16 protein-coding genes and 1 pseudogene are annotated in these 15,492 nt (G+C 64.9%); 7 read left to right on the top strand and 10 right to left on the bottom strand.

Annotated features, from left to right (window positions below):
- Nucleotides 1-40: 40 nt before the first annotated feature.
- Both AC1PPL_RS07350 and AC1PPL_RS07345 read left to right on the top strand, forming a co-directional pair.
- Nucleotides 41-829: an HAD-IIB family hydrolase gene (locus AC1PPL_RS07350; RefSeq protein ID WP_312563691.1), complete on the top strand. Its 789-nt coding sequence runs from the start codon at nucleotides 41-43 to the stop codon at nucleotides 827-829.
- 96 nt (nucleotides 830-925) lie between these two features.
- Nucleotides 926-1,582, top strand: coding sequence for a c-type cytochrome (locus AC1PPL_RS07345; RefSeq protein WP_479972989.1), 657 nt, complete (start codon nucleotides 926-928; stop codon nucleotides 1,580-1,582).
- A gap of 25 nt (nucleotides 1,583-1,607) precedes the next feature.
- On the opposite strand, the gene AC1PPL_RS07340 is transcribed toward AC1PPL_RS07345, so the two are convergent.
- Complete coding sequence (locus tag AC1PPL_RS07340; protein ID WP_088887658.1) at nucleotides 1,608-2,039, bottom strand: Lrp/AsnC family transcriptional regulator; 432 nt, start codon at nucleotides 2,037-2,039, stop codon at nucleotides 1,608-1,610.
- Nucleotides 2,040-2,151: 112 nt separating this feature from the next.
- On the opposite strand from AC1PPL_RS07340, the gene AC1PPL_RS07335 reads away from it, so the two are divergent.
- On the top strand, nucleotides 2,152-3,204 hold the full coding sequence (locus tag AC1PPL_RS07335) for an ornithine cyclodeaminase (protein WP_312791329.1): 1,053 nt from the start codon (nucleotides 2,152-2,154) through the stop codon (nucleotides 3,202-3,204).
- 276 nt (nucleotides 3,205-3,480) lie between these two features.
- Here AC1PPL_RS07335 and AC1PPL_RS07330 read toward each other — a convergent pair whose 3' ends face one another.
- From AC1PPL_RS07330 to AC1PPL_RS07305, 6 genes are all read right to left on the bottom strand, one after another.
- Nucleotides 3,481-4,218, bottom strand: coding sequence for an amino acid ABC transporter ATP-binding protein (locus tag AC1PPL_RS07330; RefSeq protein ID WP_088887660.1), 738 nt, complete (start codon nucleotides 4,216-4,218; stop codon nucleotides 3,481-3,483).
- A 22-nt stretch (nucleotides 4,219-4,240) separates the two neighbouring features.
- Nucleotides 4,241-4,912: an amino acid ABC transporter permease gene (locus AC1PPL_RS07325; protein ID WP_312791331.1), complete on the bottom strand. Its 672-nt coding sequence runs from the start codon at nucleotides 4,910-4,912 to the stop codon at nucleotides 4,241-4,243.
- A gap of 1 nt (nucleotide 4,913) precedes the next feature.
- Nucleotides 4,914-5,666 carry an amino acid ABC transporter permease gene (locus AC1PPL_RS07320; RefSeq protein ID WP_011804064.1) on the bottom strand — a complete coding sequence of 251 codons (753 nt, stop codon included), beginning with the start codon at nucleotides 5,664-5,666 and terminating at the stop codon, nucleotides 4,914-4,916.
- Nucleotides 5,667-5,786: 120 nt separating this feature from the next.
- Complete coding sequence (locus AC1PPL_RS07315) at nucleotides 5,787-6,686, bottom strand: transporter substrate-binding domain-containing protein (RefSeq protein WP_012655608.1); 900 nt, start codon at nucleotides 6,684-6,686, stop codon at nucleotides 5,787-5,789.
- Nucleotides 6,687-6,808: 122 nt separating this feature from the next.
- Nucleotides 6,809-7,699: an amino acid ABC transporter substrate-binding protein gene (locus AC1PPL_RS07310; RefSeq protein WP_287965742.1), complete on the bottom strand. Its 891-nt coding sequence runs from the start codon at nucleotides 7,697-7,699 to the stop codon at nucleotides 6,809-6,811.
- 181 nt (nucleotides 7,700-7,880) lie between these two features.
- Nucleotides 7,881-8,819 carry a LysR family transcriptional regulator gene (locus tag AC1PPL_RS07305; RefSeq protein WP_011804061.1) on the bottom strand — a complete coding sequence of 313 codons (939 nt, stop codon included), beginning with the start codon at nucleotides 8,817-8,819 and terminating at the stop codon, nucleotides 7,881-7,883.
- A 227-nt stretch (nucleotides 8,820-9,046) separates the two neighbouring features.
- Here AC1PPL_RS07305 and AC1PPL_RS07300 point away from each other — a divergent pair, with 227 nt between their 5' ends.
- From AC1PPL_RS07300 to AC1PPL_RS07290, 3 genes are read left to right on the top strand one after another with little or no spacing between them, the layout of a single operon-like run.
- Entirely contained in the window at nucleotides 9,047-9,637 is a 591-nt protein-coding gene (locus AC1PPL_RS07300) for a TRAP transporter small permease (RefSeq protein ID WP_012655605.1), read from the top strand.
- On the top strand, nucleotides 9,634-10,932 hold the full coding sequence (locus AC1PPL_RS07295; RefSeq protein WP_312300850.1) for a TRAP transporter large permease: 1,299 nt from the start codon (nucleotides 9,634-9,636) through the stop codon (nucleotides 10,930-10,932). Before AC1PPL_RS07300 ends, AC1PPL_RS07295 begins: the two co-directional genes overlap by 4 nt.
- A gap of 33 nt (nucleotides 10,933-10,965) precedes the next feature.
- Complete coding sequence (locus tag AC1PPL_RS07290) at nucleotides 10,966-11,997, top strand: DctP family TRAP transporter solute-binding subunit (RefSeq protein WP_012655603.1); 1,032 nt, start codon at nucleotides 10,966-10,968, stop codon at nucleotides 11,995-11,997.
- 113 nt (nucleotides 11,998-12,110) lie between these two features.
- Here AC1PPL_RS07290 and AC1PPL_RS07285 read toward each other — a convergent pair whose 3' ends face one another.
- Together AC1PPL_RS07285 and AC1PPL_RS07280 are read right to left on the bottom strand one after the other, a co-directional pair.
- Nucleotides 12,111-12,425 carry a nucleotide pyrophosphohydrolase gene (locus AC1PPL_RS07285; protein ID WP_047349317.1) on the bottom strand — a complete coding sequence of 105 codons (315 nt, stop codon included), beginning with the start codon at nucleotides 12,423-12,425 and terminating at the stop codon, nucleotides 12,111-12,113.
- 54 nt (nucleotides 12,426-12,479) lie between these two features.
- Nucleotides 12,480-14,290 (bottom strand): annotated as a pseudogene (locus tag AC1PPL_RS07280) (ABCB family ABC transporter ATP-binding protein/permease).
- A 43-nt stretch (nucleotides 14,291-14,333) separates the two neighbouring features.
- On the opposite strand from AC1PPL_RS07280, the gene AC1PPL_RS07275 reads away from it, so the two are divergent.
- Entirely contained in the window at nucleotides 14,334-14,765 is a 432-nt protein-coding gene (locus tag AC1PPL_RS07275; RefSeq protein WP_041838784.1) for an acyl-CoA thioesterase, read from the top strand.
- Nucleotides 14,766-14,816: 51 nt separating this feature from the next.
- Here AC1PPL_RS07275 and AC1PPL_RS07270 read toward each other — a convergent pair whose 3' ends face one another.
- Nucleotides 14,817-15,371, bottom strand: coding sequence for a bactofilin family protein (locus AC1PPL_RS07270; protein ID WP_047349319.1), 555 nt, complete (start codon nucleotides 15,369-15,371; stop codon nucleotides 14,817-14,819).
- Nucleotides 15,372-15,492 lie beyond the last annotated feature (121 nt).

Below are 15,492 nucleotides of genomic sequence, written 5' to 3'. Positions count from 1 at the left end.
GGACAGAGCAACCCAACCGCAGCGCACCGACAGGGTATCGATGGCGCCATTGGGCCAATGGTCTAGCCCCTTCCCTCTTGTAGGAGTATTGACCGATATCGACGACACCCTGACCACCGACGGTGCCATCACACAGGATGCGCTCGATGCCATGCTTGCCTTGAAGCAGGCAGGGTTGTCGGTTGTTCCCATTACCGGCCGCCCCGTGGGCTGGAGCGAACCCTTCGCGTTGGCCTGGCCTGTGGATGCCATCGTGGCAGAGAACGGCGCCGTCGCGCTGCGACGCAATGCCAAAGGGGGGCTCGATAGGCTCTACCAGCAAGACGCTCCCGCTCGCAGCGCCAACTTTGCGCGCATGCAGCAGGTGCTGGCCGAGATTGAAGCCGCCGTGCCCGGCGCCCGGCGCGCCACCGACTCGCCGGGGCGCGAGACGGACATCGCGATCGACCACAGTGAATTCACGCATCTGCCCCAGGCGGCCATCGATCAGGCGGTTGCATTGATGCATGCCGCGGGCATGAACGCCACAGTGAGCAGCATCCACATCAACGGCTGGTTCGGCGCGCACAACAAGCTGGAGGGTGCGCGCTGGATCGTGCGCGAGCTGTTCGGGCGCGATCTGGACGCCGAGCTGGAGCGCTGGGTCTACATCGGAGACTCCACCAATGACCAACTCATGTTTGCGCACTTCCCACACAGTGTGGGTGTGGCCAATATTGCGCGTTTCGTGCCCCAACTGCAGCATCTGCCGCGCTATGTGACGCAGGGCGAGCGCGGGGCAGGGTTTGCAGAACTTGCGCAATCCTTGCTCGCCATCAACGATCGCTGACATCGACCGTCCAGGTGCGCGTTGCACTAACAAAACGCCACCGGGGCTCCACAACTCGCCTTCTAAAATGACCCTTTTCACAAAAAGGGTTACACCATGGCAAGGCGCATTCCCGCAATGCTGGCGCTGGCGTTGTTCGCCGGGCTGGCGTGGCAACCCGCGGCGATGGCCCAGGCCGGCCGCAGCAAGATGGACATCGACACGCGCTTGCAGCAAGCCATGGCGGACCCCAAGCTTGCCGACGAACTCTACAAGGTGGGCCGCAAGGTCTCTGCGGTGTGCGCCAACTGCCATGGCGACGGAGGCAACAGCACCAAACCCTCGGTACCCAACCTCGCGGGCCAGAACCCGGCCTATCTGCTCGAGCAGGTGCGGCAGTTCGCAGACGGGCGCCGCCGCTACGAGTTCATGGAAGGCATGATCCGCGCGATGAACAGCGACGAGAAGATCGGCATGGTGCTCTTCTACGCCGCGCAGCCCGTCACTCCCAAACCCGTGGCGGACGCAGCGCTGCTGGCCAAGGGGCAGGAGATCTTCGGCAAGAACTGTTTTCGCTGCCATGGCGACATGGGCCGGGGCAACGACCAGATCGCACGCATTGCCGGCCAGCAGACCGACTACCTGCGCAGCACTCTCAAGCGTTACCGCGACGGCCCAAATACGCGCGCCAATTCGATCATGACGCCCAACACCAAGCTCCTCACGGACGCCGACATCGAGTCGCTGGTGGCGTACGTCTCGTCGATGCAGTGAAGCACTGCCCGCTCGGCCGGGACGATCACAGCTTGTACGTGGACAGCAGGATGCTGGTTTCGGTGCGCGCGATGCCCGGCGTGAGCCGAATGCGCGTGAGCGCCAGGTCGAATTCCTCCAGGCTTTGCGCATGCAGCTCGGCCACGATGTCCCAGCGGCCGTTGGTACTGTGCAGCGCGCCGACCAGCGGCTCTCCACGCAGGGCGCGAATCACGTCAGGCGCCGCGTTCCCTTCCACTGCAATGCTCATCCAGGCGCGGATCCGGTGGGGCTCCGACTCGGGGCGCAGCCGCACGGTGTAGCCGACGATGACGCCCTCTTCCTCCAGCCGACGCAGGCGGTTCTGAACGGTGCCTCGGGCCACGCGCAGACGTGCGGCGAGCGCCGCCACCGGCATGCGGGCATCCGCACGCAGCAGGGCAATGATCTCGCGGTCGACGTCGTCCATGTTGCGCATAGTGCCACGGGTTGCTGGCGAAACGCCAGTTTTCTGCGCTTATTGAGCAGTTTGTAGGCTGGCCGCAAGCGCAGGGCCTGTCCACAATGGGGAAACACGTTGGACCGACACCATGACACGCCTCATTGATTTGCCGACCCTTGCTGCCTTCGTGCATGAACGGGGTGCCGCACGCTGCATGACCGAGCTGGCGACCGAGCTTCGCGCCGACTTCCTGCGTTGGGAGTCTTTTGACAAGTCCGCCCGCACGGCCAGCCACAGCCCGCGCGGCGTGATTGAGCTGATGCCCGTGGCTGACGATGCGCTCTACAGCTTCAAGTATGTGAACGGCCATCCCGGCAACCCTGCCAGCGGACTGCCCACAGTGATGGCCTTCGGCGTGCTGGCGGAGGTCCGTACCGGCTATCCGCTGCTGCTGTCGGAGCTGACGCTGACCACGGCGCTGCGCACCGCTGCCACGTCGGCGCTGGCGGCGCAGGCGCTTGCACGACCCGGCAGCCGCCGCATGGCGCTGATCGGCAACGGCGCACAGGCGGAGTTCCAGGCCCTGGCCTTCCACGCGTTGCTGGGCATCCGCGAACTGCGGGTGTACGACACCGACACCGCCGCCACCGACAAGCTGGTGCGCAACCTGGCGCACGTCGATAGCCTCACCGTGGAGCGCGCCGCCAGCACGGCCGAGGCCGTGCGCGGCGTGGACATCGTGACCACGGTCACCGCCGACAAGAGCCGCGCCACCATCCTGGCCCCCGCGATGGTGGAGCCCGGCATGCACCTGAATGCTGTGGGTGGCGACTGCCCCGGCAAAACCGAACTGCACCCCGATGTGCTGCGCGGGGCGCGCGTGGTCGTGGAATACGAGCCACAAAGCCGCGTGGAGGGCGAGATCCAGCAATTGCCCGCGGACCATCCCGTTACGGAGCTTTGGCGGGTACTGCGCGGCGACGCGCCGGGGCGCACGCGGGCCGACGAAGTCACGGTGTTTGATTCCGTGGGCTTTGCGCTGGAGGACTACTCCGCACTGCGCTACCTGTACCAGCAGGCCCAGGCGCGCGGCCTGGGCGTGGATGTGGAGCTGGTGCCCACAGACGACCCCAAGGACCTGTTCGGCCGCACGCGCGGTGCGAGCGTCCAAGGCCGCACGCGGCTGCGGCGCGTGGCTTGACCGCCTCAAGCCAAATCAGGCTCTAACGCCCGTCCATCAAGCGCTAGCAGCTATCAAAATAAAAGCAAAAGGCGCCAATGACGCCTTTTGCCCTTTTGCCCTTTTGCTTTTGTACGCCACCCGGGCAAGCCTGGGCCACGGCCCATCCCACTGGCGCGCCCCGGACCATGGCAACCCTAGGCCTGGCTCTGCCCTGCCGCCGGCTGCGCCCCCCTCCTGCAGCGCAGCGCTGCGAGTGTGGGGGAAGGCGCGAAGCGCCTCAGGGGGTGTGCGGAATCAATGCTGCAGGATCTTGTTGAGGAAGTCCTTGGTGCGCGGCTGACGCGCCTCGGGGTTGCCGAAAAATTCCTCCTTCGAGCAGTCCTCCAGGATCTTGCCGCCCACGTCCATGAAGATCACGCGGTTGCTCACCTTGCGCGCGAAGCCCATCTCGTGGGTCACGCACATCATGGTCATGCCCTCGTGGGCCAGGCCCACCATCACGTCCAGCACCTCGCCCACCATTTCGGGGTCCAGGGCCGAGGTCGGCTCGTCGAACAGCATCACGATGGGGTCCATCGACAGTGCGCGCGCAATCGCCACGCGCTGCTGCTGGCCGCCCGACAGCTGGCCGGGGAACTTGTCCTTGTGCGCCGTCAGGCCCACGCGCTCCAGCATCTTCAGGCCGCGGGCCTTGGCGTCGGTGGGGTTGCGGCCCAGCACCTTGATCTGCGCGATGGTCAGATTCTCGGTCACCGACAGGTGGGGAAACAGCTCGAAGTGCTGGAACACCATGCCCACGCGGCTGCGCAGCTTGGGCAGGTCCGTCTTGGGGTCGTGCACGGCCACGCCGTCCACGAAGATCTCGCCCTTCTGGAAGGGCTCCAGCGCGTTGATGGTCTTGATGAGGGTGGACTTGCCGGAGCCGGAGGGCCCGCAGACCACCACCACCTCACCCTTCTGGATGTTCGTGGAGCAGTCCGTGAGCACCTGGAAGCTGCCGTACCACTTGGAAACGTTCTTCAGTTCAATCATTGCAATTCCTTGGAACGCCGCTTCAGCGAATGATGGCGATCTTCTTGTGCAGGCGCTTGACCAGCCAGGACAGCGCGTAGCAGAGGATGAAATAGACCACGGCCGCGGCCAGGTAGGCCTCGATCGGGCGGCCATAGTTCTTGCCCGCGATCTCGAAGCCCTTGAGCATGTCGTAGGCACCGATGGCGTACACCAGCGACGTGTCCTGGAACAGGATGATGGTCTGCGTGAGCAGCACCGGCAGCATGTTGCGGAAGGCCTGCGGCAGCACCACCAGGCGCATGTTCTGCCCGTAGGTCATGCCCAGCGCCTGCCCCGCGAACACCTGGCCGCGCGGGATGGACTGGATGCCGGCGCGCATGATCTCGCTAAAGTAGGCGGCTTCGAAGGCGATGAAGGTCATCACGGCCGACACCTCGGCGCCGATGGGGCGACCGATGATCATGGGCACCAGCAGGAAGAACCACAGGATCACCATCACCAGCGGAATCGAGCGCATGCCGTTGACATAGATGGTAGCCGGCACGTCCAGCCACTTCTTGCCCGACAGGCGCATGAGCGCCAGCACCGTGCCCAGCAGGATGCCGCCCACGGTGGCGATCACCGTGAGCACCAGGCTGAAGTACAGCCCCTTGATCACGAAGTTGCTGAACAGCTCCCAGGTGAAGAAGGACCAATCGATATTCAGGTTCATATCAGTGTCCTCCCCCGCCAGCGGCAATCAGGCCCGGCACCCGCGTGCGCTTTTCGATGAACGCCATGATGCGGTTGATGGCAAAGGCCGAGATGATGTACAGCGCCGTGACGGCCAGGTACACCTCGATGCCGCGTGAAGTCTCTTCCTGCGCCTGCATGGCGAACATGGTCAGCTCGGCCACGGAAACGGCAAACGCCACCGACGAGTTCTTGAACACGTTCATGGTCTCGCTGGTGAGCGGCGGGATGATGATGCGAAACGCCATCGGCAGCAGCACGTAGCGGTAGTACTGGAACGTGGTGAAGCCCAGCGCCATGCCCGCATAGCGCTGGCCGCGCGGCAACGCCTGGATGCCCGAGCGCACCTGCTCGGCGATACGCGCCGAGGTGAAAAAGCCCAGCGCAAACACCACCAGCACGAAGCCCGGCAGCGACTTCATGGCCGGGAAGATCGACGGCACCACGTGGTACCACACAAAGATGTGCACCAGCAGCGGAATGTTGCGAAACAGCTCGACCCAGGCATTGCCCAGGCGCACCGTCCATGGACGGCCTTCCAGCGTGCGCAGCGTGCCAACCAGCGAACCGACCACCAGCGCAACGGCCAGCGACAGCAAGGAAACGGATACCGTCCAGCCCCAGGCCGACAGCATCCAGTCGAGGTAGGTGATGTCGCCGTTCTTGCCGAAGCAGCTTTGACCGACCTCTTGGGTAATGGTGTCCTGGCAGAACACCTGCCAATCCCAATTCATAGGAGCACCCCTTCTATTCTTCGATCCGTGTTGCCGCGGCAGCGCATGGCGGCGCTGGCGCAACAACAAAAAACGCCCCTTCGGACCCAGAGGCCGAAGGGGCGATGCAATGCAAGCCGATTACTTGACTTCGTACGACTCCATGGGCTTGTCGTTGGGGTGGGCCCATGCGTTCTTCGTAGCTTCGGACAGCGGCAGGCCGATCTTCACGTTGGCCGGCGGGATGGGTTGCATGAACCACTTGTCGTACAGCTTGGCCAGGCTGCCATCTGCGATCTGGCGCTTGATGGAATCGTCCACGGCCTTCTTGAAGGCGGGATCGTCCTTGCGCAGCATGCAGGCAATGGGCTCCACCGACAGCACTTCACCCACGATCTTGAAATCGGCAGGGTTCTTGGACTTGGAAATGTTGGCCGCCAGGATGGAGCCGTCCATGATGAAGGCGTCGGCACGGCCCGTCTCCAGCATCAGGAAGCTGTCGGCGTGGTCCTTGCCCATGACTTCCTTGAAGGTCAAGCCATCGGCGCGCTTGTTCTTGCGCAGCGTCTGCACCGACGTCGTGCCGGTGGTAGTGACGATGGTCTTGCCGTTCAGGTCCTTGATGCCGGTAATGCCCGACTTGGCGTTCACGGCGATGCGCACTTCTTCCACGTAGGTGGTCACGGCGAAGGCCACGTCCTTCTGGCGTGCAGTGTTGTTGGTGGTGGAGCCACACTCAATGTCCACCGTGCCGTTGGTCACCAGCGGAATGCGGTTCTGCGAGGTCACCGGCTGGTACTTGATCTCCATGTTGGCCAGGCCCAGCTGCTTCTGGATGTCGGCCAGGATGCGCTCACCCATCTCGGTGTGGAAGCCCACGTACTTGCCGTTGCCCAGGGTGTAGCCCAGGCCCGAGGACTCGCGCACGCCCAGCGTCACGGCACCCGTAGATTTGATCTTGGCCAGGGTGTCGTTAGCCTGTGCGAACGCGCTACCAGCGGCCAGGACGGTAATGGCTGCGGCCAGCAAATGCTTCTTCATGAATATCTCCTTGTGGGTGAAGCGAAAAGCGAAGTGTATTGAAATCGAACGACCGTTCTGAGAAACCGATGGCGGTCAAACCACACCCTGCGGCACGTTCAAGACAGGGGCGTATTGTGGGTTCAGAAGGGGACCTGATCGGTAGGGTATTTCCAGAAGTCCCGCAGCAGGTAGCTCACGGGCAGGTTCAGCGCACGGTTGGTGGGCGCAATGGGCTGCATGAACCACTTGTCGTAGATGGCGTTGATCTCATTGCTCACGATCAGGCGGCGCATCTCCTCGTCCACCAACTTCTTGAACTCGGGATCGTTCTTGGGAAGCATGATCGCCAGCGGCTCAGTGGTGACGAAGCGGCCCACCACCTTCAGCGCCTTGGGGTCGGGGCGGTTGGCCGCCAAGCCATACAACAGCACATCGTCCATCACGAAGGCGTCGGCCTGGCCCTTCTCCACCATGACCACCGCAGCCTCATGGTCGGGCGCCTCCACCAGCTGGATGCGCATCAGCCGTTCGCGGTTGGCCTGCTCGGCCGCTTTGTAGGGCGTCGTGCCTTTGGTGGACACGAGCTTCTTGCCTTCCAGATCCTCCATGCGCGTCACCGTGCTGGCCGCGGGCACCAGCAGGCGCGCACCCGTGATGAAGTGCGGAATGGTGAAGGCCACATCCTTGCGGCGCTCGGCGTTGTTGGTGGTGGAGCCGCATTCCATATCGGCCTTGCCGGTCTTCACCATCTCAATGCGATTGGCGGGTGTCACCTGCACCAACTGCACCGGCATGTTCTTCATGCCGGTCTTCTTGCGCACCACTTCGGCGATATGCAGGCACAGGTCCAGGGCGTAGCCCATGGGCTTGCCCTCGTGCACGTACGAAAACGGCACCGACGATTCACGGTGTGCCAGCACCAGCGGTCCGCCGCCGCGCACACGCTCCAGCACCCCTTGGGCTTGCGCGCCCACGGCGCAGCACAGCGCCACCGCGGCGCCCAGCGCCTTCCATCCTTGCTTGCAATTCATTCAGAGGGTCTCCCTTGTGCATGGCTTAGCAATCTCCGCACCAGGTGCGCGCCATGTTTCGGTGCGACCGTGCGTTGCCACATTTAGTTTCAAAGACTGTAATGTCGCGCGACCGCGCAATCCAATGCCAGGGATGTGGGTTTGCATGCAAGACTTGCATGCCAAGTGTGGTGCGCTCGCGTCAGATGGGGTTCTGTCCGGCGCGCGTCTGCAGGTACGTCCACAGGGACTGGGCCAGGCCCTTGGCAGGCTCCTTGCGCGAGGGCTTTTCGCGGTAGGCGCGCACTTCCATCACCATCTGCAGGTCCTGCGCATCGGGCGGTGCCGCGCTCAGGAGTTTGCGCGAACGCAGTTCCTTCTTCACCGCGCTGTAGGGCAAGAAGGCGACGCCGTGCCCTTCCAGCGCCATGGCCTTCAGGCCTTCGGCCATATCCGTTTCGTACACGCGGTCCAAGTGGATGGCCGTCCCCGCCTGCTTGAGGATCAGCTCCGTCACGCGCCCCAAGTAGGCCCCCGGCGCATACCCCAGGTAGGGCAACGGCTCACCAGGCCGGCCCGGCAGGCAAAACAGCGGCTGACCATCAGCGCCCGCCTTGGCGTAGGGGGCCAGGACCTCCTGCCCCAGCGTCACCATCTCGTAGCGGTCGGGGTCCAGTTGCAGGGGCTGCGATGGATGGTGGTAGGAGATGAGCAGATCGCAGCCGCCCTCCACGAGACGCATCACCGCGTCGTGCACGTTCAGGGCGATCAGCCGGCTTTTGAGCGGGCCGAAGTCCGCCCGCAGCGCCGACACCCAGGCCGGGAAAAAAGTGAACGCCAGCGTATGCGGCACGGCGAACTCGATCATGTCGGTGCCCGCGCTGGTGTGCGCGCGCAGCATGGCGCGCGTGTTCTGCAGCGCCTGCAGCACCTCCAGCGCCTGGTCGTACAGCGTGTTGCCCGCGGCCGTCAGCCGCGTGGGGTAGGAACTGCGGTCCACCAGATCGGTGCCGGCCCAGGCCTCCAGCGCCTGGATGCGCCGCGAAAAAGCGGGCTGTGTCACATGGCGCAATTGCGCCGAGCGGCTGAAGCTGCGCGTTTCTGCCAGGCTGACGAAGTCTTCGAGCCATTTGGTTTCCATGGCCCGCATTATCGATGCGCCCAGGCAGGCCTTCTCCCCCTGTTGAGCGCGACTGGGCCGCCCCAGCGCCCTCCTGGGGAACACCCTGCGGCGGAGCACCGTACGTTTGATTGCAAAATAGGCCCTCTCGCGCCCACAGCGCAATCCTTCGACCAGGCCCCTGGTGCACAACACCGGAGGGCAGAGCGGCCAGCCTTTCATGTTCGACTTTTCTGTTCTCTGCCCCCATGTCCTCCCTACCTACACCCGGGCCGGCCGACGATGCCGCCCCGGATGGCGCGCGCGTCTCTAGCGCCCCCGCCTCCAGCGAACCCCGTTCCCTGCGCATCGAGGACTGGCTCACCGTCATCGTCATGGCGCTGCTGGCGCTGATCACGTTTGCCAACGTGCTCGTGCGCTATTTCACCAATTCGTCCTTTGCCTGGACCGAGGAGCTCTCGGTCTTCCTGATGATCGTGCTGGCCCTGGTGGCTGGCTCTGCCGCCGTGGCGCGCGACCGCCACATCCGCATCGAATTCTTCTGCGACAGCGGCTCCGCAGCCCGCCGCCGCCGGTTGGCGCAACTTGGCGCACTGCTGGTGGCCGTGCTGTTCGCGGTGATCGCCGTGCTCAGCGTGCGCGTGGTCTGGGACGACTACCGCTTCGAAGAAACCTCGCCCGGCATCGGCGTGCCGCAGTGGTGGTACTCGGTCTGGCTGCCCATCCTCTCGCTGCTCATCACCTGGCGCGCCATTGGCCTGCTGATCCGCCGCACGCGCCAGCCGGACGTGGAGTTTCTCGGCAATGACGCAGACGACAACGGAGAGCGCCAGCCATGATCGCCACGCTGCTCTTCGTCGCCTTCCTGGTGCTGATGTTTGTGGGTGTGCCCATCGGTGCCGCCCTGGGGTTGGCCGGCGCCGCCGCCATTGCGCTGGCCAATGCCGAGACGCAATGGTTTGGCCTGCTCGCCGTGCCGCAGAACTTCTACGCCGGGCTGGGCAAGTACCCGCTGCTGGCGATTCCCATGTTCGTGCTGGTGGGCTCGATCTTCGACCGCTCGGGCGTGGCGCTGCGCCTGGTGAACTTTGCTGTATCCATGGTCGGGCGCGGACCGGGCATGCTGCCCCTGGTGGCAATTGCCGTGGCCATGTTCCTGGGCGGCATCTCCGGCTCGGGACCGGCCAACGCGGCCGCCGTGGGCGGGGTGATGATCGCGGCCATGAGCCGCGCGGGCTACCCCGGCAGCTTCTCGGCGAGTGTGGTGGGGGCGGCCGCAGCCACGGACATCCTCATCCCGCCTTCGGTGGCGTTCATCATCTATTCGGTGTTGGTGCCCGGGGCCTCGGTGCCGGCCTTGTTCGCGGCGGGCATGGTGCCGGGCGTGCTGGCGGGCATTGCGCTCATCGTGCCGGCCGTGTGGATGGCGCGCCGCCACCGCATGGGCCACCTGGAAGCCGACATGCCCCGCCCGCCGTTCTGGCGCAGCCTGCGCGAAGCCTCCTGGGGCCTGGCCGCGCCGGTGCTGATCCTGGGCGGCATGCGCGCAGGCTGGTTCACACCCACCGAGGCCGCCGTGGTGGCCGTGTTCTACGGCCTGTTCGTGGGCATGGTGATCCACCGCACCATTCAGGTGCGCGACCTGTTCACTATCCTGCGCGAAGCGGGCGAGCTGTCGGCCGTGATCCTGATCGTGGTGTCGCTGGCGGGCATCTTCGCGTTCTCACTGTCCACACTGGGCGTGATCGACCCGGTGGCCAACGCCATCGTGAACTCCGGCCTGGGCGAATACGGCGTGCTGGCGCTTTTGATCCTGCTGCTCATCACCGTGGGCATGTTCCTGGACGGCATCTCGATCTTCCTGATCTTCGTGCCGCTCTTGCTGCCCATCATGCAGCACTACCAGTGGGACCCTGTGTGGTTCGGCGTGATCCTCACCCTGAAGGTCGCACTGGGCCAGTTCACGCCGCCGCTGGCCGTGAACCTGATGGTCAGCTGCCGCATCGCAGGCGTGCGCATGGAGTCCACCGTGCGCTGGGTCGGCCCCATGCTGCTGGCCATGTTCCTGGTGATGGTGGCCGTGATCGCTTTCCCGCAGCTGGCCCTGTGGCTGCCTGCCCAGCTGGGCTATTGATTCATTCGCATTTTTTCCAAGGAGACCTGTCCCATGAAACTTCGCACTTTCCTCACTTCCGCCGTCGCCGCTGCTGCGGCCCTTGCCTTCGGCACACCCGCGCTGGCGCAGAACTACAAGAGCGAATACCGCATGTCGCTGGTGCTGGGCACCGCCTTCCCGTGGGGCAAGGGCGGCGAGATCTGGGCACAGAAGGTCAAAGAGAAAACCCAGGGCCGCATCAACATCAAGCTCTACCCGGGCGTGTCGCTGATCCAAGGCGACCAGACACGTGAGTTTTCCGCGCTGCGCCAGGGCGTGATCGACATGGCCGTGGGCTCCACCATCAACTGGTCGCCCCAGGTGAAGGCGCTGAACCTGTTCTCGCTGCCCTTCCTGTTTCCCGACTACGCGGCTGTCGATGCGGTCACGCAGGGCGAAGTCGGCAAGAGCATCTTCCAGACGCTGGAAAAGGCCGGCGTGGTGCCACTGGCCTGGGGTGAGAACGGCTACCGCGAGATCAGCAACTCCAAGCACGCCATCAAGAGCCCCGCCGACCTCAAGGGTCTGAAGATCCGCGTGGTGGGCTCGCCCCTGTTCCTCGACACCTTCACCGCGCTGGGCGCCAACCCCACGCAGATGAGCTGGGCCGACGCGCAGCCCGCCATGGCCAGCGGCGCCGTGGATGGCCAGGAGAACCCCATCGCCGTGTACCAAGCCGCCAAGCTGCACACCGTGGCACAGAAGCACGTGACCATGTGGGGCTACATGAACGACCCGCTGATCTTCGTGGTGAACAAGGACGTGTGGAACAGCTGGACGCCCGCCGACCGCGAAGCCGTCAAGCAGGCCGCCATCGAAGCCGGCAAGGAAGAAATTGCCATCGCGCGCAAAGGCATGATCGAGGCCGACAAGCCCCTGCTCAAGGACATCGCCGCGAATGGCGTGACCGTGACGCAGCTGAGCCCCGCCGAGCGCGACGCCTTCGTGAAGGCCACGCGCCCCGTGTTCGAGAAGTGGAAGGGCCAGATCGGCGCCGACCTGGTAAGCGCAGCCGAGAAGGCGATTGCGGCGCGCAAACAGTAATGGGGCAGTAATGGGGCGCCTTGCCCCATAGCGCAGGCTCTGCCAGCGCTATCAAATCAAAAGCGGCTAGCGCCCTAACCACGGGCGCTAGCCGCTTTTTTACGCCTCACGCATCAGGGAACGGGATGCTTGACGGCGTTCTTGGCCAGCTTGCGCCGCACGGCAACTTCCAAGTCCACGCCCGCGTAGTCCGCCAGCTGCAGCAGGTACAGCAGCACATCGGCCATCTCGTCGCCCACCCGCTCGTGGGCGGTGGCGTCCTGGGTGAAGGTGCGCGACTGCTCCGGCGTGAGCCACTGGAACAGCTCCTGCAGCTCGGCCGCCTCCACCATCAGCGCCATGGCCAGGTTCTTGGGCGTGTGAAAGGGCTGCCAGTCACGCGCGGCGGCGAAGGCGCGCAGTTCACGCTGCAGGGCGACGATATCCATGCTCAACGCTCCGTGCTTTCATTTTGATAGCTGCTTGCGCTTGCCACATAAGCGCTACAGCCCGTTTTGACCATCATTCTTCTGCAACGCCCACATGCGCGCGTAGTGCCCGCCGTGGGCCAGCAGCTGCGCGTGCGTGCCACGCTCGACGATACGGCCGGCCTCCATGACCAGGATTTCATGCGCGTCCACCACGGTGGACAGGCGGTGGGCGATCACCAGGGTCGTCTTGTTCTGCGCGGCGCTGGCCAGCTCGGCTTGGATGGCACGCTCGTTGGCAGAGTCCAAGGCGCTGGTGGCCTCGTCGAAGATCAGGATGGGCGGGTTCTTGAGCAGCGTGCGCGCAATGGCCACGCGCTGCTTCTCGCCACCGCTGAGCTTCAGTCCGCGCTCGCCCACCATGGTGTCGTAGCCCTTGGGCTGGGCTGCGATGAAGGCATGGATGTGCGCGGCACGCGCTGCCTGCTCAACCTCGGCCTGGCTGGCGCCGGTGCGGCCGTAGGCGATGTTGTAGGCCACGGTGTCGTTGAACAGCACCGTGTCCTGCGGCACGATGCCGATGGCGCGGCGCAGGCTGTCCTGCGTGACCGTCCGGATGTCCTGCCCCGCGATGGTGATGCGCCCGCCCTGCAGGTCATAGAAACGGTACAGCAGGCGGCTCAGGGTGCTCTTGCCTGCGCCCGAGGGCCGACCACGGCAACCGTCTTGCCAGCGGGAATCGTGAAGCTCACTCCCTGCAATACGGGCCGTGCGGGGTCGTAGGCGAAGTGCACATCCTCGAAACGCACGGTGGGCGTGTGCAGGTCCGTCAGCGGCTGGGCGCCGGGCGCATCGGCCACCTCCTGCTCCCTGTCCATCAGCGTGAACATCTTGTCCAGGTCGGTCAGGTTCTGCCGGATCTCGCGGTAGATCACGCCCAGGAAGTTCAGCGGGATGTAGATCTGGATCATGAAGGCGTTGACCATGACCAGGTCGCCCAGCGTCATGCGCCCCGCGGCCACGCCCTCGGTGGCGCGCCACAGCATGGCCACCAGCCCCACGGCGATGATGAGCTGCTGCCCGCTGTTGAGCAGCCCCAGGGTGCTGCGGCTCTTGAGCTGGGCCTGCCGCAATTGCTCCAGGCTTTCGTCGTAGCGGCGCGCCTCGAACTGCTCGTTGTTGAAGTACTTGACGGTCTCGTAGTTCAGCAGCGAATCGATGGCCTTGCTGTGCGCGGCCGAGTCGAACTGGTTCGCCTGGCGCCGGAACTGGATGCGCCACTGCGTCACGCCCACGGTGAAGGCGACGTACAGCACCAGCGCGGTGAGCGTGATGACGGCAAACCAGACGTCGAACTGGCGCGCCAGGATGAACAGCACCAGCAGTACCTCGACCAGCGTGGCGGCCAGGTTGAACAGCGCGAACGACACCAGCGACTCGATGCCGCGCACGCCGCGCTCGATGTCGCGCGTCATGCCGCCGGTCTGGCGCTCCAGGTGAAAGCGCAGGGACAGCGCATGCAGGTGCTCGAAGGTCTTGAGCGCGATGGCGCGCGCCGCGCCATGCGTGGCCTTGGCGAACACCAGCTCGCGCAACTCGTTGAACACCGAGTTGGCCAGGCGCAGCGCCCCATAGGCCAGCAGCAGCCCCACGGGCACCACCAGCAGTGCCGTGGTGCTGCCGGCGGGCAGCGTCATGGCATCGACGAGCCTCTTGAGCAGCAGCGGCACCCCCACGTTGGCCAGCTTGGCGCCGACCATGAAGGCCATGGCCGCGACCACGCGCCATTTGTACTGCCACAGATAGGGCAGCAGGCGCTGCAGGGTGGCCCGGTCGGAACGAACGCGTGGGCTGTCGGAGGCGATGGCTTCGCCGTAGCGGCGCATGATGGACAATCCGTGGAGTCAAGCAAAACCAAAGATTGTGCCCATGTCCCAGGATCGCCCCGCCTCCCACAGCCAGTTGCCCGCCGACAAGGAACTGGTACTCAAGGTGATACCCATGCCCGCCGACACCAACGGCAATGGCGACATCTTCGGCGGCTGGGTCATGGCGCAGGTGGATCTGGCCGGCTCCGTGCTGCCCGCGCGGTACATCCGCGGCCGCATGGCCACGGTGGCGGTGAACGAATTCATCTTCAAGCAGCCCGTGCGCGTGGGAGACCTGCTGTCGTTCTTTGCCGAAGTCACGCGCATCGGCAACACCTCCATGACCGTGCAGGTGGAGGTCTATGCCGAGCACATCCGCACGCAGGGCAGCTACGTGAAGGTGACCGAGGCGTCGCTGACCTATGTGGCCATCGACGAAAACGGCCGCCCGCGCCCCATTCAGAAGCCGGGCGACGAAAGCGTCGCGCCGTAAAAAACGGGAGCGCCTCACGGCCTCCCGCTGGCGGCGATGGGTGTGCCGGCGTCAGGCCGCGGCCAGCGCGGCCGAGGATGCGGCAGACGACGAACCCGAGGCCGCGCTCATGCGCGCGCCACCACCCAGGCCCACCTCGATCTCGCCGGAGAGCTGGCCCCCCTCTTCGATCACCACCTTGCCGTAGCGGATCTTGCCGCTCACCTTGCCGGTGCTGAAGATCACCAGCTTCTGGCGCACGGTGAGCGTGCCATCGAACTCGCCGTGGATCTCGGCAATGTCGATCTCGGCGGAGCCGCGGAACGCGCCCTGCTCGGTGATCTGGATCACGCGCGAATCCATGGTGGCCTCCACGGTGCCTTCCACGACGAGAGTGTCGCAATCGGTGATCTCCACACCCTTGAGCTTGATGTTGGGGCCCACGGTCAGCTTGCTGCCGCTGCCCTCGGCCGTGGCGCTGGAGGCCGTGGACACAGCGGTTCTGGTTGCGGGAGCGGCGGTTGGGGTGCTTGCGGTGGTGGTGGTGCCGCCCAGCGCTGACGAAGGCTGGCGGGATTGGAAAGTGTCGGGTTCGCGTTTGCCAAAGAAGGGGTTTTGCACGGCCATCGGATCGGATCTCCTAGAAAAGACCCGCAGATGCTAGGAGTTGCCACAGATCAAAACCGCCCCTGTTACGCAAGAACGGTAACCAAACCGTTCGATGGTTGCATGCACTTGCAGGGCTTGC

Source organism: Diaphorobacter sp. B2A2W2 (assembly GCF_056730635.1).
Note: the sequence above shows the minus strand (reverse complement) of the source record. Positions and strands in the feature narration are given on the sequence as shown.

Excerpts from the sequence above, each read along its gene's own strand:
- AC1PPL_RS07335 (WP_312791329.1), top strand. The coding sequence starts at position 2,152 with ATGACACGCCTCATTGATTTGCCGACCCTTGCTGCCTTCGTGCATGAA.
- AC1PPL_RS07320 (WP_011804064.1), bottom strand. The coding sequence starts at position 5,666 with ATGAATTGGGATTGGCAGGTGTTCTGCCAGGACACCATTACCCAAGAG.
- AC1PPL_RS07325 (WP_312791331.1), bottom strand. The coding sequence starts at position 4,912 with ATGAACCTGAATATCGATTGGTCCTTCTTCACCTGGGAGCTGTTCAGC.
- AC1PPL_RS07340 (WP_088887658.1), bottom strand. The coding sequence starts at position 2,039 with ATGCGCAACATGGACGACGTCGACCGCGAGATCATTGCCCTGCTGCGT.
- AC1PPL_RS07295 (WP_312300850.1), top strand. The coding sequence starts at position 9,634 with ATGATCGCCACGCTGCTCTTCGTCGCCTTCCTGGTGCTGATGTTTGTG.
- AC1PPL_RS07310 (WP_287965742.1), bottom strand. The coding sequence starts at position 7,699 with ATGAATTGCAAGCAAGGATGGAAGGCGCTGGGCGCCGCGGTGGCGCTG.
- AC1PPL_RS07305 (WP_011804061.1), bottom strand. The coding sequence starts at position 8,819 with ATGGAAACCAAATGGCTCGAAGACTTCGTCAGCCTGGCAGAAACGCGC.
- AC1PPL_RS07345 (WP_479972989.1), top strand. The coding sequence starts at position 926 with ATGGCAAGGCGCATTCCCGCAATGCTGGCGCTGGCGTTGTTCGCCGGG.
- AC1PPL_RS07315 (WP_012655608.1), bottom strand. The coding sequence starts at position 6,686 with ATGAAGAAGCATTTGCTGGCCGCAGCCATTACCGTCCTGGCCGCTGGT.
- AC1PPL_RS07330 (WP_088887660.1), bottom strand. The coding sequence starts at position 4,218 with ATGATTGAACTGAAGAACGTTTCCAAGTGGTACGGCAGCTTCCAGGTG.
- AC1PPL_RS07270 (WP_047349319.1), bottom strand. The coding sequence starts at position 15,371 with ATGGCCGTGCAAAACCCCTTCTTTGGCAAACGCGAACCCGACACTTTC.
- AC1PPL_RS07275 (WP_041838784.1), top strand. The coding sequence starts at position 14,334 with ATGTCCCAGGATCGCCCCGCCTCCCACAGCCAGTTGCCCGCCGACAAG.
- AC1PPL_RS07285 (WP_047349317.1), bottom strand. The coding sequence starts at position 12,425 with ATGGATATCGTCGCCCTGCAGCGTGAACTGCGCGCCTTCGCCGCCGCG.
- AC1PPL_RS07290 (WP_012655603.1), top strand. The coding sequence starts at position 10,966 with ATGAAACTTCGCACTTTCCTCACTTCCGCCGTCGCCGCTGCTGCGGCC.
- AC1PPL_RS07350 (WP_312563691.1), top strand. The coding sequence starts at position 41 with ATGGCGCCATTGGGCCAATGGTCTAGCCCCTTCCCTCTTGTAGGAGTA.
- AC1PPL_RS07300 (WP_012655605.1), top strand. The coding sequence starts at position 9,047 with ATGTCCTCCCTACCTACACCCGGGCCGGCCGACGATGCCGCCCCGGAT.